This window comes from Nocardioides sp. CCNWLW216 (assembly GCF_037120545.1).
In the GTDB taxonomy this organism is placed as follows: Bacteria; Actinomycetota; Actinomycetes; order Propionibacteriales; family Nocardioidaceae; genus Nocardioides; species Nocardioides lianchengensis.
In genome coordinates this window covers 69,336-83,115 of sequence record NZ_JBBBBJ010000004.1, presented here as the reverse complement: position 1 = coordinate 83,115, position 13,780 = coordinate 69,336, and the positions used below count along the sequence as shown (strand labels likewise).

Annotated in this window: 14 protein-coding genes and 1 riboswitch; of the genes, 5 read left to right on the top strand and 9 right to left on the bottom strand. The window is 74.2% G+C overall.

From position 1 onward, the window contains the following. Positions 1–5 precede the first annotated feature (5 nt). From V7S47_RS10560 to V7S47_RS10535, 6 genes are all read right to left on the bottom strand, one after another. Complete coding sequence (locus tag V7S47_RS10560) at positions 6–1,241, bottom strand: M48 family metallopeptidase (protein WP_336561524.1); 1,236 nt, start codon at positions 1,239–1,241, stop codon at positions 6–8. After that, positions 1,238–2,449 (bottom strand): hypothetical protein, encoded by a 1,212-nt coding sequence (locus tag V7S47_RS10555; RefSeq protein ID WP_336561523.1) that lies wholly within the window; start codon positions 2,447–2,449, stop codon positions 1,238–1,240. Before V7S47_RS10555 ends, V7S47_RS10560 begins: the two co-directional genes overlap by 4 nt. Positions 2,450–2,499: 50 nt before the next feature. After that, complete coding sequence (locus V7S47_RS10550) at positions 2,500–3,483, bottom strand: C40 family peptidase (RefSeq protein WP_336561522.1); 984 nt, start codon at positions 3,481–3,483, stop codon at positions 2,500–2,502. Positions 3,484–3,514: 31 nt separating this feature from the next. Then, a riboswitch (cyclic di-AMP (ydaO/yuaA leader) is annotated at positions 3,515–3,649 on the bottom strand. Between the two features lie 139 nt (positions 3,650–3,788). Continuing rightward, entirely contained in the window at positions 3,789–3,995 is a 207-nt protein-coding gene (locus V7S47_RS10545) for a hypothetical protein (RefSeq protein ID WP_090852359.1), read from the bottom strand. Between the two features lie 47 nt (positions 3,996–4,042). Continuing rightward, the gene (locus tag V7S47_RS10540) at positions 4,043–5,311 is read right to left on the bottom strand and encodes an NYN domain-containing protein (RefSeq protein WP_336561521.1); all 1,269 of its coding nucleotides are present in this window, start codon (positions 5,309–5,311) and stop codon (positions 4,043–4,045) included. A 170-nt stretch (positions 5,312–5,481) separates the two neighbouring features. Further along, the gene (locus V7S47_RS10535) at positions 5,482–5,742 is read right to left on the bottom strand and encodes a hypothetical protein (RefSeq protein ID WP_090852365.1); all 261 of its coding nucleotides are present in this window, start codon (positions 5,740–5,742) and stop codon (positions 5,482–5,484) included. 113 nt (positions 5,743–5,855) lie between these two features. Between V7S47_RS10535 and V7S47_RS10530 the strand changes: the two genes are divergently transcribed. The 4 genes from V7S47_RS10530 to V7S47_RS10515 are packed head-to-tail and all read left to right on the top strand — an operon-like array spanning position 5,856 to position 9,976. Further along, a complete protein-coding gene (locus tag V7S47_RS10530; protein ID WP_336561520.1) occupies positions 5,856–7,637 on the top strand; it encodes a DEDD exonuclease domain-containing protein in 1,782 nt (593 codons plus the stop codon). 10 nt (positions 7,638–7,647) lie between these two features. Then, on the top strand, positions 7,648–7,926 hold the full coding sequence (locus tag V7S47_RS10525) for an Lrp/AsnC family transcriptional regulator (protein ID WP_090852370.1): 279 nt from the start codon (positions 7,648–7,650) through the stop codon (positions 7,924–7,926). A 20-nt stretch (positions 7,927–7,946) separates the two neighbouring features. Continuing rightward, positions 7,947–9,338, top strand: coding sequence for a hypothetical protein (locus V7S47_RS10520; RefSeq protein ID WP_336561519.1), 1,392 nt, complete (start codon positions 7,947–7,949; stop codon positions 9,336–9,338). Positions 9,339–9,370: 32 nt separating this feature from the next. Beyond that, entirely contained in the window at positions 9,371–9,976 is a 606-nt protein-coding gene (locus tag V7S47_RS10515) for a hypothetical protein (RefSeq protein WP_336561518.1), read from the top strand. A 12-nt stretch (positions 9,977–9,988) separates the two neighbouring features. On the opposite strand, the gene trpD is transcribed toward V7S47_RS10515, so the two are convergent. After that, on the bottom strand, positions 9,989–11,014 hold the full coding sequence (gene trpD, locus V7S47_RS10510; RefSeq protein WP_336561517.1) for an anthranilate phosphoribosyltransferase: 1,026 nt from the start codon (positions 11,012–11,014) through the stop codon (positions 9,989–9,991). A gap of 11 nt (positions 11,015–11,025) precedes the next feature. Then, the gene (locus V7S47_RS10505; RefSeq protein ID WP_244509281.1) at positions 11,026–11,436 is read right to left on the bottom strand and encodes an Rv3143 family two-component system response regulator; all 411 of its coding nucleotides are present in this window, start codon (positions 11,434–11,436) and stop codon (positions 11,026–11,028) included. A 101-nt stretch (positions 11,437–11,537) separates the two neighbouring features. Here V7S47_RS10505 and V7S47_RS10500 point away from each other — a divergent pair, with 101 nt between their 5' ends. Then, positions 11,538–12,818, top strand: coding sequence for a hemolysin family protein (locus tag V7S47_RS10500; RefSeq protein ID WP_336561879.1), 1,281 nt, complete (start codon positions 11,538–11,540; stop codon positions 12,816–12,818). Here V7S47_RS10500 and V7S47_RS10495 read toward each other — a convergent pair. Then, positions 12,784–13,734, bottom strand: a complete 951-nt coding sequence (locus tag V7S47_RS10495) for a cytochrome c oxidase assembly protein (protein ID WP_336561516.1) — start codon at positions 13,732–13,734, stop codon at positions 12,784–12,786. The two genes, V7S47_RS10500 and V7S47_RS10495, sit on opposite strands and share 35 nt — an antisense overlap. Between the last annotated feature and the right edge of the window lie 46 nt (positions 13,735–13,780).

Here is a 13,780-nt window from a genome sequence, read left to right as displayed (position 1 = left end):
GACGGCTACCGGCCCTCGCCGATCCGTTCGGCGAGGGCCGTCCGCTGCAGCACGGTGGGATGGCTGCCGAACCAGAAGTGCTCCCAGGCCGGTCGCTCGGGGTCGGCCACGGAGCGCAGGGCGAGCTGGCGCTGCAGCTCCACGAACGCGGCCGGGTCCTCAGTGGCCCGGAGCGCACCGACATCGGCGCGCAGCTCGATCTGACGGCTGATGGTGTTCTGCACCGGGCTGCTCAGCACCAGCGCGACGGCGTACAACGCCAGCACCAACGGTACGACGGCCGGGTCGGCGGGCGATCTGCCCCGGCGTCGTAGCGCGCCGAGCACCACGCCCAGCAGCCCGATCGCGAAGCAGGTGCCGGCCGCGCCGAGCACCGTCCCGGTGACCACGTCGTCGTGCTTGGCGTGGGTCAGCTCGTGGGCGACCACGGAGAGCGCCTGGTCCTGCGGCAGGTCGTCGACCAGGTTGTCGTAGAGCACCACCCGGCGGCTGCCGGCGATGCCGGAGACGTAGGCGTTCAGCGTCGTCGTACGACGGGACGCGTCCGCGACGAGCACCTCGTCGACGTCGACCCCCTCGCGCTCGGCCAGCGCCAGCACGCCGGTCCTGAGCGAGCCGTCGGGCAGCGGCTCGAAGTTGTTGAACAACGGCTCGACGACCAGCGGGTAGGCGAACGAGCCGAGCACCACCAGCACCGCCGCGATCGATCCGGCGACCGCCGGCCAGGCCCGGCGCCACCGGCGCGCGCAGGCGACCAGGACCAGCAGCGCGAGCGAGACACCGACGACGTCGACCGCCTCGCCCTTCGCGAGGTCGATCGCCCAGGCCGGCCAGGACTGCGTGCTCAAGCCGTAGGCCAGCAGCTGGCGGCGCATCAGCACCGCGAACGGCAGGGTCAGCAGCCGCAGGCCGACCTCGAAGACCGCCACCGCCAGCACGACCGACATCCACCAGGGTCCCGGCAGCCGCGCGAAGAGCGCCCGACCGCGACGCGAGAACCCCAGCCAGCAGGCGGCGGCCAGCCGGACGGCCAGCGAGGCCCAGCCGATCCAGTCGGTCCGGCTCGCGAACCCGGCCGCCCGGTCGAGCTGCTCGGGCGTGAAGAGCGTCGCCGGGTCGGTCGGCGTCAGCGGGCCACCGGGGACCGGGTCCCACGGCACCAGCAGCACGGCCAGGACGACGAACGCGACCCCGCCGACGGCCGTCGTGACGAGAGCGGTGGTGCGGGCCGGAGGGGTCACCCGGCCAAGTCTGACAAACGGTTCCGCCAGGCCCGGACCAGCGCGGCCTCGGAGAGCCCGGCATCGTCCCGCAGGGCCTCGGCGACCGGCGTGCCGGCGGCGACGTCGTCGTACAGCTCGACGAGCGCGGCCTCCCCCGCCCGCTCGGCCAGGACCACGCAGGCCAGCCAGGCGCTCTCGTAGACCGCGCCCAGGTGGGTGGCCTGGAGGTCGAACTCCGTCGCGCCGGGCAGAGCGTCGGGCGGACCGTCGCGGCGGACCTGCTCGATGATCTGCGCAGCCGCCGTCGTCTCCGGGATCCGGACGTCGCGCAGCGCGACGTAGTCGGCGAAGCCTTCGAGCAGCCACAACGGCGTGCTGCTGCTGGACGGCGCGTCGGTGGCCACGTGGGTCGCCTCGTGGCTCATCACCACCTGCGCGCCCGTGGGCCGCAACCGGCCCAGCTCGGCCGGGTTGACCAGCACGTGCACCGGGGCGTCGGGGGCCAGCGAGCCGTCGACGCTCGTGGTGACGGCGGCGATGCTCGCGTAGGTGCCGGGCTCGGCGTCGAGGGCCCGGTCGAGGTCGTCGGCGGTCGCGGGGATCTCCACGACCAGCCGCGGCCGCCACCCGGTGACCACCCGGCGCACGACCGGCACGGCCCGTTCGGCGAGCCCCGCATAGCGGTCGGCGTCCTCCGCCCGGGCGGCCAGCACCAGGGTCTCGGCCGTACGACGGACCGCCACCGGTCCCGCGAGCCACAGTGGCGACCGTGCGTCCCCGCCCCCGAACGAGACCAGGGCCACCTCGCCGTCGACCGCCCGGAAGGTCACCTCCACCTCGGCCAGCGCGGGGGCCCGGTCGAAGCCCGCGAAGCGCCAGCCGAGGTCGGCGCGCGCCGACCAGCTTCCGTCGGCGGCCGCCGGTCCGGTGGCGTCGACGTAGCGGGCGGAGAGGTCACGGACCTCCAGCGCGCCGGCGTTGGTCGCGATCGCGGCCAGCCGGTCCCCGGCCGCCGGGTCGTCGGCCGGCGCCAGGGCTCGGGCCGCCTCCGGGTCGGCCGACGCGGCGGCCGCGACGAACTCGCCGAGCACCCGGCCGGCGCCGGCCGGGTCGACGGCGGCCGCGGACGGGCCCGCGGGCGGCGCGGCGACGTACGGGTCGTCGGCGAGGGTCTGCCAGGTCACCACCCCGACGACGAGGAGCAGGGACAGCGAAAGGCCGGCCACCCACCAGAGGGGGCGACCGGCCTTCGGCCGAGGAACGTGGGCCAGCGTCGTCAGCCGGGCCGGACGGCGCCGACGTACGGCATGGAGTGGAGCTCGGAGACGCGGACGCCGGCACCGGGGTTGGCGGCGTGCACGATGAGGCCGTTGCCGATGTACATGCCGACGTGGCTGATCGGGCTGTAGTAGAAGACCAGGTCGCCGGGCTGCAGGTCGCCCTCGGCCACGTGCGGGCCGGAGGAGTACTGGGCCGCGGACGAGTGCGGCAACGCGACGCCGGCCTGGGCCCAGGCCATCATCGTCAGGCCGGAGCAGTCGAAGGCGTTGGGGCCGGCCGCGCCGTAGACGTAGGCGTCGCCGACCTGGGCCATCGCGTAGGAGATGGCCGCACCCGCGCGCCCGGAGGCGGGGACGTCGGACGGGACCCGCTGCGAGCCGCGCGACAGCAGCTCCCTGCGCTCCTCGGCCTTCAGCTCGTCGAGCAGGTCCTTGGCCTCGGCGAGCTTGCCGTCGGCGGTCTTCTTCTCGGCCGCCAGCGCCTCCTCGGTCTGGGCGACCTGGTCGGCGCGGGCCTCGGTGGCGTCGCGGCGGAGGTCGAGCGCCTCGACCTCGGCGGTGTAGCCGGTCAGCAGGTCGCCCTGCAGGTCGTTGTAGGTCGACATCGTCGACAGCTGGGTGAGGAAGGCGCTCGGGTCGTCGGAGACGAAGAGCTGGCCGGCCGCGGACGTCGCGGAGCCGGAGTACTCGCGGACGAGGGAGTCGGCGACCTGGTCGCGGATCACCTCGAGCTTGGCGTCCTGGCGCTTCTCGTCGGCGCGCAGCGCGTCGAGGTCGCTGCGCAGCTCGCCGAGCTCCAGCTTGGCGTCGTTGTAGCGCTCCGAGGCCTGCTCGGCCTCGTGGAAGAGCCGGTCGACACGTGCCTGCACGTCGTCGATGTCGGGCTCCGCCTGCGCGGGCGAGGAGGGGACGAAGCCGACGGATCCGGCGAGGGCGAGGCCCGTGAGGGCGGTGATGAAGCGCTTGCGACCGTTGAGCACGAGCGGTCTGGTCCCCTTGTGGTGTCGTACGCCTACCGGGTGAGCTGACGGGTTCGGGCACGACTTGCCCTACTCACGCTCCTCGTACGACGCCCGAGAACGCCACACGCCTTGCGAGAGATTCACCCCAGAAGTGGTGGGTCCCCGGCTCCCGGTCCGCACGCGGACCGGAACTCGACGCGGTGCCCGCGCGAACCATGGGCGGTCCACTTCCACGAGCACCTGAGTGCGACAGGTTAGTCGCCCGCGACGGGCTGGCAAAACCCGCTCGGGGTGTCGCGGTCGTTTCTTTACCCATCCGGCCCTCAGGCCGACTCGACCACCGGGGGGTCGACCGGCCGGACCAGCCGCAGCGGCGGCACCAGCCCGCTCTCGGCCAGCACGTCGAGCGCCCGGCGCTCGTCGTCGTCGAAGGTCAGCTCGGGCGGCGGGCCCAGCAGCACCGTGACCACGCAGTCGTGGCACGCCAGACCTCGCACCACGCAGGTGTCGCAGTCGATTCTCGTCGTCATGGGAGGAACCGTGGCACCCCCCACCGACAGTCCGCCTGTGGACGAGGTCAGGACGTGCGGGCGAGGAGGCCCAGGAGGACCTCGGCGGCGACGGCGCGGGCACCGGCGCGGGTGACGTCGGTGGCGACCTGGCGGTCGCTGGAGACGACCAGGACCATCCGGCCCGGGGGCTCGGCGGCGACCAGGTCGCGCAGCACGTCGTCGGCGATCACGCCCTCGGGGCTGAAGAGCACCTTCACGCCGCGCGGCGCGCGCACCACCGGGCGTGTCGCGCTGGCGGCGGCGTCGAAGACGACGGTCGTCTCCGCGCCGGTGCGGGCCGCCACCGGGGCGATCGCGCTCAGCAACCGGGTGCGCTGGGCCTCCAGCGACGACTCCGGCCACGCGGTCTTGCTGACGTTGTAGCCGTCGACGAGCAGCCGGGCGCGCGGCATCGCGAGGTACTGCTCCAGCAGGGCCGGCGTCGCCCCACCCGGTACGGCGGCCGCAGGCGCGGCCGGTGCCCCCGCGTCGGCGACCTCCTGCTCGACCCGGTCCCCCGGCGCGCCGGAGGCCGGCGGCAGGCCCAGCTCGCGCTGCAGGCCGGCGGCCGCCTCGATCACGGTGTCGAGGAGCACCCGGGCCCGCAGCGTGCCCTCGTCGCGCTCGGTCCGGGCCGCCCGGCGACCGGCGCTCAGGTCGGCCTCGGCCCGCTCGAGCTGGGCGCGCAGGCGTCGTACCTCCTTGTCCTGGGCGGCGACCGCCGCCTCTGACTCGGTACGGCGCTCCTCCGCGGACCGGGTCACCGCGTCGGACTCCTGGCGCGCCGAGCGCTCGGCGGCCCGCGCCTCGCCCAGCTTGCGCCGCAGGGCGGCGACCTCGGCCTTGTACTCGTCCACCTGCACCCGGTGCGCCGCGCGCACCTCGCGCAGCGTCTGCTCGGTCTGCTCCAGCCGCTGGCGCAGCCGGGCTGCCTCACCGTCCTCGCGCTCGGGGTCGCCGGCGCGCGCGGTCAGCTCCTCCGCGGCCTCCGCGACGACCGCCTCCCAGCCCACCGGGCGCAGCAGCCAGGCCAGCGCCACGCGCTGGGCCGCGTCGTCGGGGTCGACGGCGGCCCGGGCCGCCACCTGGGTGGCGACCCGCTCGCGGAACTCGTCGTCGGCCAGCGCCGCGGTGATCGCACCGGTGCCGAGCCGGGCACGGCGCGCCGGCGCGAACTCCGCCACCCGCCGCAGCGACGGCGGCAGCCGGACCACGGCCGGCAGGGCGTCGGCCGTCAGGGCCACGACCCGCACGCGGGCCGCAGCCGGCAGCGCGTCGAGAGGGCCCGTCGCCATGGCGGTCTAGTGGTCCGTCCAGGAAGTTCTGGAACGCTTCGCGCACCCAGGGCACGCACCTCGCTGCGTTGCCGACGCCCGCGAGACGACCCGGTACGGCGTCGCGGCGGCGTCTGGCGACGCACCCACCCTGAGCACGCCGAGCGACCCCCTACCTCCCGGCCGGACCACTAGCCGGCCGCCGGGTCGTCGGCGACGGCGGCGTCGTTGCGGGAGACGACCTCGATGGCGTCGGCCCGGCCGCACCAGCGGCAGGTCACCGACCCGACGGTCTCGCCGTCCACGGCCGTCTCCTCGACCCGGTGGTCGCCCGCCAGGTCGAAGTGCCAGTACTCCGTCGTACGACGGGTGCGGGTGACGTCGAAGCGGGTGAGGTTGCCGCAGCCGGCGCAGCGCCAGCGGTGCGCGGCGTCGGGGATCACGGTGCTCACAGGGGTTCTCCTCGTCGGTGGTGCTGCTCGGGACGCGACAACCCTAGGACCGACCCGGCTGGCGCTGGCGCGCCGCCCACGGATTGTCGGTGGCCCGACCTACGTTCGTGGTCATGAGCAGCGCCACCCACGGTGCGCGCTCCCGCTGGGAGTCGCAACGCAGTTTCGACGAGCTGGGCCGACGGCTCAGCGACGTCACGTTCTGCGTGGTCGACCTCGAGACCACCGGCGGCTCGGCCCAGGGCGGCTCGATGATCACCGAGATCGGAGCGGTCAAGGTCCGCGGCGGCGAGGTGCTCGGCGAGTTCCAGACCCTGGTCGACCCCCACACCGAGATCCCGCCGTTCATCGCGGTGCTCACCGGCATCAGCAACGGCATGGTGGCCGGGGCGCCGTCGATCGAGTCGGCGCTGCCGGCGTTCCTGGAGTTCGCGCAGGGCAGCGTGCTGGTCGCCCACAACGCCCCGTTCGACGTCGGCTTCCTCCAGCACTTCGCGGCCCAGCAGGGCCGGGCCTGGCCGACGTTCGAGGTGCTCGACACGGCCCGGCTGGCCCGCCGCGTGATCACCCGCGACGACGCCCCCAATTGCAAGCTCTCGTCGCTGGCCCGGCTCTTCGGGGCCACGACGACGCCCAACCACCGCGCACTCTCCGACGCCCGCGCCACCGTCGACGTGCTGCACGGCCTGATGGAGCGCCTGGGCGGGCTCGGCGTGCACACCCTGGAGGAGCTGCAGACCTTCTCCTCCCGGGTCAGCACCGCCCAGCGCAAGAAGCGCCACCTCGCCGAGGGCCTCCCGCACTCCCCCGGTGTCTACCTCTTCCGCGACGACAGCGAGCGGGTCCTCTACGTCGGCACCTCCAAGGACCTGCGCACCCGCGTCCGCAGCTACTTCACGGCCTCCGAGACCCGCTCGCGGATGGGCGAGATGGTCGGGCTCGCCGAGAAGGTCGTCGGCATCGAGTGCGCCACCACGCTGGAGGCGGAGGTGCGCGAGCTGCGGCTGATCGCCGAGCACAAGCCCCGCTACAACCGTCGCTCCCGGTTCCCCGAGAAGGTCCACTTCGTCAAGCTCACCCGCGAGCCGTGGCCGCGGCTCTCGCTGGTCAAGCGGGTCCTCGACGACGACGCCGACTACCTCGGCCCGTTCGGGTCCCGCAAGGCCGCCGAGAAGTGCCTCGCAGCCCTCCACGACACCTTCCCGGTCCGCCAGTGCTCGGAGCGGATGGGCCGCGCGCCGTCCCGGACCGCGTGCGTGCTCGCCGAGCTGGGCCGCTGCCTCTCCCCGTGCGACGGCAGCGTCGACGAGGCGACGTACGCCGCCGTCGTGCGCCAGCTGCGCGACACCCTGCTGAGGCGGCCCGACGAGGTCGTCGAGGCGATCAACACCCGGATGGAGGCGCTCGCCCGCGACGAGCGCTTCGAGGAGGCCGGCGCCCACCGCGACCGGCTCGCGGCGTTCATCCGCGCCGCTGCCCGCACCCAGCGGCTCTCCGCGCTGACCCGCTGCCCCGAGGTGGTGGCCGCCCGGCGCGAGGACGACGGCCGCTGGGCCGTCCACGTCGTCCGCTTCGGCCGGCTCGCCGCCGCCGGCGTGATCCCCTCCGGGGCCGACGCCCACCAGTTCGTCCGCGAGCTGCGCGCGACCGCCGAGACCGTGCACGGCGCACCCGGACCGGTCCCGGCCGCCACCGCGGAGGAGACCGAGAAGGTGCTGCGCTGGCTCGAGTCGCCGGGCATCCGGCTGGTCGAGGTCGACGGGGAGTGGGTCTGCCCGGTGGCCGGTGCGACCCGCCACCTCGCGGTCCACGACGCCGTGGCCGAGTCGCGGCGCTCGCTGGTCCCCTTCGGCGAGCGCCGGGACCTCGCGACCATCCACCGACCGACCCGATAGCGTCGCCCCCATGATCACCGCCATCGTGTTCGTGAAGGCCGACGTCGCCCGCATCCCCGAGGTGGCCGAGGCGATCGCCGCGCTCGACGGCGTCAGCGAGGTCTACTCCGTCACCGGCCAGATCGATTTGATCGCCCTGGTCCGGGTCCGCGAGCACGACGACATCGCCGCCGTGGTCGCCGACCGGCTCAACAAGGTCCCGGGCGTCACCGCCACCGAGACCCACATCGCGTTCCGCGCCTACTCCCGCCACGACCTGGAGTCCGCGTTCTCGCTCGGGCTCGACTGACCTCCCGACGAGCGGCGACCGTGCTCGACCGGGCCCGGAGGCTCGCCCCGCTCGGCCTCGTGCTGGTCGTCCTGGGCATGCTGACGTTCCGCGCCGCCGGCCCGATCCACAACCAGGACACCTACTTCCACCTCCGCTTCGGCCACGAGTTCCTCAGCGGCTGGTCGCTGCGCGACCCCGGCAGCGTCAGCACCTTCGCGACCGCCGACTGGGTCCCGACCCAGTGGCTGCCCCAGGTGACCATGGCCGCCGTCGAGGACCGGCTCGGCCTCGCGGGCGTCGCCTGGCTGAGCGGTCTGGCCTTCGTCGCTCTCGCCCTCACCTGGTACGCCGTCGCCCGCCGCTGGGCCGAGCCGCTGGTCGCCGCGCCCGTCGTCGGCCTGGGCCTGGTCGCGGCCAGCTCCGGGCTGTCCGCGCGGCCGCAGGTGCTCAGCTACCTGCTGGTCGCGGTGACCGCTGCGGCCTGGCTAGCCTGGAGCCGGGAGGGCCGCACCCCGTGGTGGCTGGTGCCGCTCACCTGGCTGTGGGCCTGCTGCCACGGCATGTGGCCGATCGGACTGGTGGTCGGGGGCGTGGCCGTGGCCGCGGCCGTCGTGACCCCCGGCCGGTCCTGGCCCCGGGTGGCCCGCGGCGCGGGGGTGGTCGCGCTCGGCGCGGGCGCCTCGCTGGTGACCCCGGTCGGACCGCGGCTGGTCGGAGCGGTCGTCGCGGTCGGCGACCGCCGCGAGTTCTTCGGCGAGTGGGGCCGGCCGGACCCGACCGACCCGCGGCTGCTCGGCCTGGTCGTGCTGGTCCTGCTCGCCGCGGCCGCCTGGGCCCGACGGCCGTCGTACGACCCGACCTGGCTGGGGCTCTTCGTCCTGGCCCTGGCCTGCTCGGTCTCCTCCACCCGCACCGTCCCGGTCGCGGTCGCGCTGCTGGTCCCGCTCACCGCGATCGCGCTCCAGCCCCTCCTCGGCGCCCGACCGACCTGGACGCGGCCCGAGGGCGGGGTGGTGCTGGGCGGGGCCGCGCTCGCGCTCGCGGTGCTCGCGGCCGTCGTACCCCTCACGGCGGACGAGCCGCCCGCCCAGCCCGCCTGGGCCGACCCCGCCCTCGACGCGCTCCCGGCCGGCACGACCGTGCTGAACGACTGGAACCTCGGCGGCTGGCTGATGTGGCGCCACCCCCAGCTCGACCCGGTCATGCACGGGTACGGCGACACCTTCACCACCGCCGAGCTGCGCCGCAACACCGACATCCTCGTCGTACGACGGGGCTGGACCGACCTGGTCCGCGAGACCGGCGTCGACTACGCCCTGGTGCGGCCCGGTTCCGCCCTGGGCCGCGCCCTCGTCGACGAGGAGGGCTGGCTGCCGGTGCACCGCTCCCCCGACCTGGAACTGCTCACACCGCCGCCCGGCTGGATGTGACCGCACGCCGGGGCCCGCCGTAGCCTCCACCGGTGACCTGGATCGACGTCCTCGGCTGGGGCGGCAGCGCGCTGCTGGTCTACTCCCTGCTGCAGGCCCGGGTGCTGCGCTTCCGCACCCTCAACCTGGTCGGCTGCCTCGTGCTGCTGACCTTCAACGCCATCATCGGCGTCTGGCCGATGGTCGGCATGAACACGGTGCTGGCGGCCATCAACGTCTGGTTCATCGTCCGGCTGCTGCGCGAGCGCCACGACGAGCAGGTCTTCGAGGTGCTGCCCGTCGGCACCCGCGACGCCTACCTCGCCCACGTCCTGCGCCAGCACCACCCCGACATCGCCCGGTTCCAGCCCGACTGGGACGGCGTGCACGACGAGGACCACGCGTTCGTCGTCCAGCACGGCGACGAGACGGTCGGCGTCGTCGTGGTCCGCCCGGACGGCGACGTCGCGCGGGTGCGGCTCGACTACGTCACGCCGAAGTACCGCGACTTCACCCCGGGCGAGTTCGTCTGGCGGCACAGCACGGTGCTCCGCGACCTCGGCTTCCGGCACGTGATGACCGCCCCGGGGATGGTCGGCGCCTACTACGCCCACGTCGGCTTCCGCCCGAACGGTCGCGAGTTCGTCCTCGACCTCTGAGGCGGTCGAGCGTCAGGCCGAGCTGGCCGCGACCCACCGGTCCAGCAGCGCCGCCGCGGCACCGGAGTCGACGGCCTCGCGGGCCCGCTCCAGCCCGGCGGCGAGCGCGGTGTCGACCGGCTCGCCCGGCGCCCCGTGCACGGCCAGCGCCGCCCCGGCGTTGAGGAGTACGGCGTCCCGCACCGGTCCGGTCTCGCCCTCCAGCACCCGCCGTACGACGGCCGCGTTGTGCGCCGCGTCGCCGCCGCGCAGGTCCTCGGTCGTCGCCGGAGCCAGTCCGTACGCCGCCGGGTCGACCGTCGCGGTCGAGACGGCGCCGCCGTGCACGACCCAGACCGCCGACGTCGTGGTGGTGGTCAGCTCGTCGAGCCCGTCGTCGCCGCGGAAGACCCACGCGTCGACGCCGCGGGCGGCGTACACCCCGGCCATCACGGGTGCCGTCCGGGCGTCGGCGCAGCCGATCGCCTGGGCGGCGGGGCGGGCCGGGTTGGTGAGCGGGCCGAGGAAGTTGAAGGTCGTGCCGATCCCGAGCTCGCGGCGCGGCACCGCCGCGTGGCGCATCGCCGGGTGGAAGGCGGCGGAGAAGCAGAAGGTGATGCCGGCCTCGACCGCCACCTCCGCGACCCGCTCGACGGGGAGGTCGAGCCGGATGCCGAGCGCCTCGAGGACGTCGGCGGAGCCGGACTTCGACGAGGCCGAGCGCGCACCGTGCTTGACCACGGGTGCGCCAGCGCCCGCGGCGACGATGGCCGCCATCGTCGAGATGTTGACCGACATCGAGCGGTCGCCCCCGGTCCCGACGATGTCGAGCAGGCGGCCGGGCACGGAGATCGGGTTGGCCCGCGCCAGCATGGCGTCGGCCAGGCCGGTGATCTCGTCGATGGTCTCGCCCTTGGCGCGCAGCGCCACCGCGAAGCCGGCGATCTGCACCGGGGTCGCCTCGCCGGCGAGCAGCTCGCCCATCGCCCACGCGGTCTGGTCGCGCGACAGGTCCGCCCCGGCGACGAGCGTGCCGAGGACCTCGGGCCAGGTGGTCACCTCGGCCGGGATCAGGCGGTGGCGGGGACCCGTGCGCGCAGCAGCGCGATCACGGTCTCGGCCAGCTGAATCGGGTCGATCGGGTGCGGCACCGCCGCCTCCGCGCGCGACCAGGTGGCCAGCCACGCGTCCTGGGGACGCCCGGTGAGCACGATCACCGGCGGGCACTGGTAGATCTCGTCCTTGAGCTGCTTGGCGATGCCCATGCCACCCGCGGGCACGGCCTCGCCGTCGAGGATGACCAGGTCCATCCGGCCGGAGTCCATGTTCTGGATGACGACCGGCTCGGTCGCGACCTCGACGTACTCGAGCTCCGGCAGGTCGGGGTGCGGTCGCCGGCCGAGGGCCAGGATCACCTGCTGCCGGGTGTTGACGTCGTCGCTGTAGACCAGCACCTGGAGGGGCTTCGTCGTCTCGCTCACGCTCGGATCGTACGACGTCCCGGGGGCCGCTGCCCATGCACCTCCTACGATCCCTACGTCACACCGACCGGCACCACGAGCCGCCCCAGGAGTGAACCGCCCTGATCGACGCCCAGACCTTCCTCAACCTCGCGCTCGTCGTCGTCTTCGTCCTGGTGGGCGGGGTCTTCGCCGCGACCGAGATCGCGCTGGTGTCGCTGCGCGAGAGCCAGCTCGTCCAGCTCGAGCGCACCGGATCGCGCGGAGCCAAGGTCGCGTCCGTCGCCCGCGACCCCAACCGCTTCCTGGCGGCCGTGCAGATCGGCGTCACCGTGGCCGGGTTCTTCTCGGCGGCGTACGGCGGCTCGACCCTGGCGCCGGACATCGCGCCGTACCTCGTGGACCTCGGGCTGGCCGACGGCGCCGCCGACACCGTGGCCCTGGTGGTGATGACGCTGCTGATCGCCTACCTCTCGCTGGTGCTCGGCGAGCTGGTCCCCAAGCGGCTCGCGCTCCAGCGCTCGGCCGGACTGGCGACCCTGGTCGCGCCGCCCCTGGACCGGTTCGCGACGGTGATGCGGCCGGTCATCTGGCTCCTGTCGCGCTCCACGGACGTGCTGGTCCGCCTCCTGGGCGGCGATCCCTCCGCGACGAGCGAGGAGCTCAGCGAGGAGGAGCTGCGTGACATCGTCTCGACCCACGAGGGCCTGGGCGAGCAGGAGCGACGCATCCTGCGCGACGTCTTCTCGGCGACCGACACCTCCCTGAAGGAGGTGATGCGCCCGCGCGGCGAGGTCGCCTTCGTCGCGGCCGACACCCCGGTCACCGAGGCCCGGGACCGGGTCGGCTCGCTGCCCTACTCGCGCTACCCCGTCACCGGCGACGACTTCGACGACGTCGTCGGGTTCCTGCACGTGCGCGACCTGCTCGGCGTCCGCGACGAGGATCCCCGCCTGGTCCGCGACCTGGTCCGGGACGTGCTGGTCCTCCCGTCGACCAACCAGGTGCTGCCGACGGTCGCGACGATGCGCAAGTCGGGCATCCACCTCGCCGTCCTGGTCGACGAGTACGGCGGCACCGACGGCATCGTCACGCTCGAGGACCTGGTCGAGGAGATCGTCGGCGACATCCGCGACGAGTACGACGCCCCCGCGCACCCGCCGTCGTCCGTCGACGGGCCGCACGAGGTCGACGCCGGCCTGAGCATCGAGGACTTCGCCGAGACGACCGGCCTGGAGCTGCCCGACGGCGACTACGAGACCGCCGCGGGCTACCTCGTCGCCCGGCTCGGGCGGATCCCCGAGGTCGGCGACGGCGTCGACGTCGGCGACCACCGTCTCGAGGTCACCGCCATGACCGGGCGCCGGGTCACGACTCTGCGCGTGTCGCCGCCCGCTCCCTAGCCTCCCTCGCCTCCTGCAGGTCCAGGCGCCGGTCCTCGCGCGCCGCCTCCTTCATGGACGAGCGCACCCACTGCACGAAGAGCACCCCGAAGAACACCAGCCCGATCAGGTCGCCCGAGCCCCAGAGGATCCCGCCGGCCAGGTGCTGGTCGTCGGCCATCGACGGCAGCCACGAGGCCATCGGCCCCTCCCGCAGCTCGGCGTAGTGCTCGCCGCCGATCAGCTCGGACTGACCCATGATCGTGACACCCAGGAAGGCGTGGAACGGCAGCGTCAGCACGGTCAGCAGCACCCGGAACGGGTAGCCGACGCGACCCGGCAGCGGGTCGATGCCCATCAGCGGCCAGAAGAAGAGCGAGCCGACGAGCACCAGGTGCACGTGCATCATCTCGTGCACGTACGTCGAGCTCAGCGACGCGTCGTACCAGCCGCTGAAGTACAGGGCCCACGGCGAGATCACGTAGAGCAGGAACGTCAGCGGCGGGAAGGACAGCACCCGGGCGACCTGCGAGTGCAGGACGGCGAGCAGCCACCGTCGCGGCGCAGGCGGGAGCGTGCGCAGCGCCAGGGTGATCGGCGCGCCGAGCGCGAGGGCCAGCGGCACCACCATCGACAGCACCATGTGCTGGACCATGTGCACGCTCAGCAGGGTGGTGTCGTACGCCGCCAGGCCGGACGCCGTGGCGACGTAGAACGACCCCATCCCGACCCCGACGAAGGCGATCGTCCGCCCCACCGGCCAGCGGTCGCCGCGGCGCCGCAGCACGACCACGCCGGCGACGTAGAGGCCGACCACCCAGACCGTCACGACGAACGGCAGCGGGGCCAGCGACCACTCCGAGAAGAAGGTGCCGAAGGACGGCTCCGGGAGGTCCGGGGCGGTCGTGAGAGCGGTCGGCACCGCGAGGTTCAGCACTCCATCAACTTTAGGTCCCCCGGTAAGGGGGGTCGTTGGTGGCCAC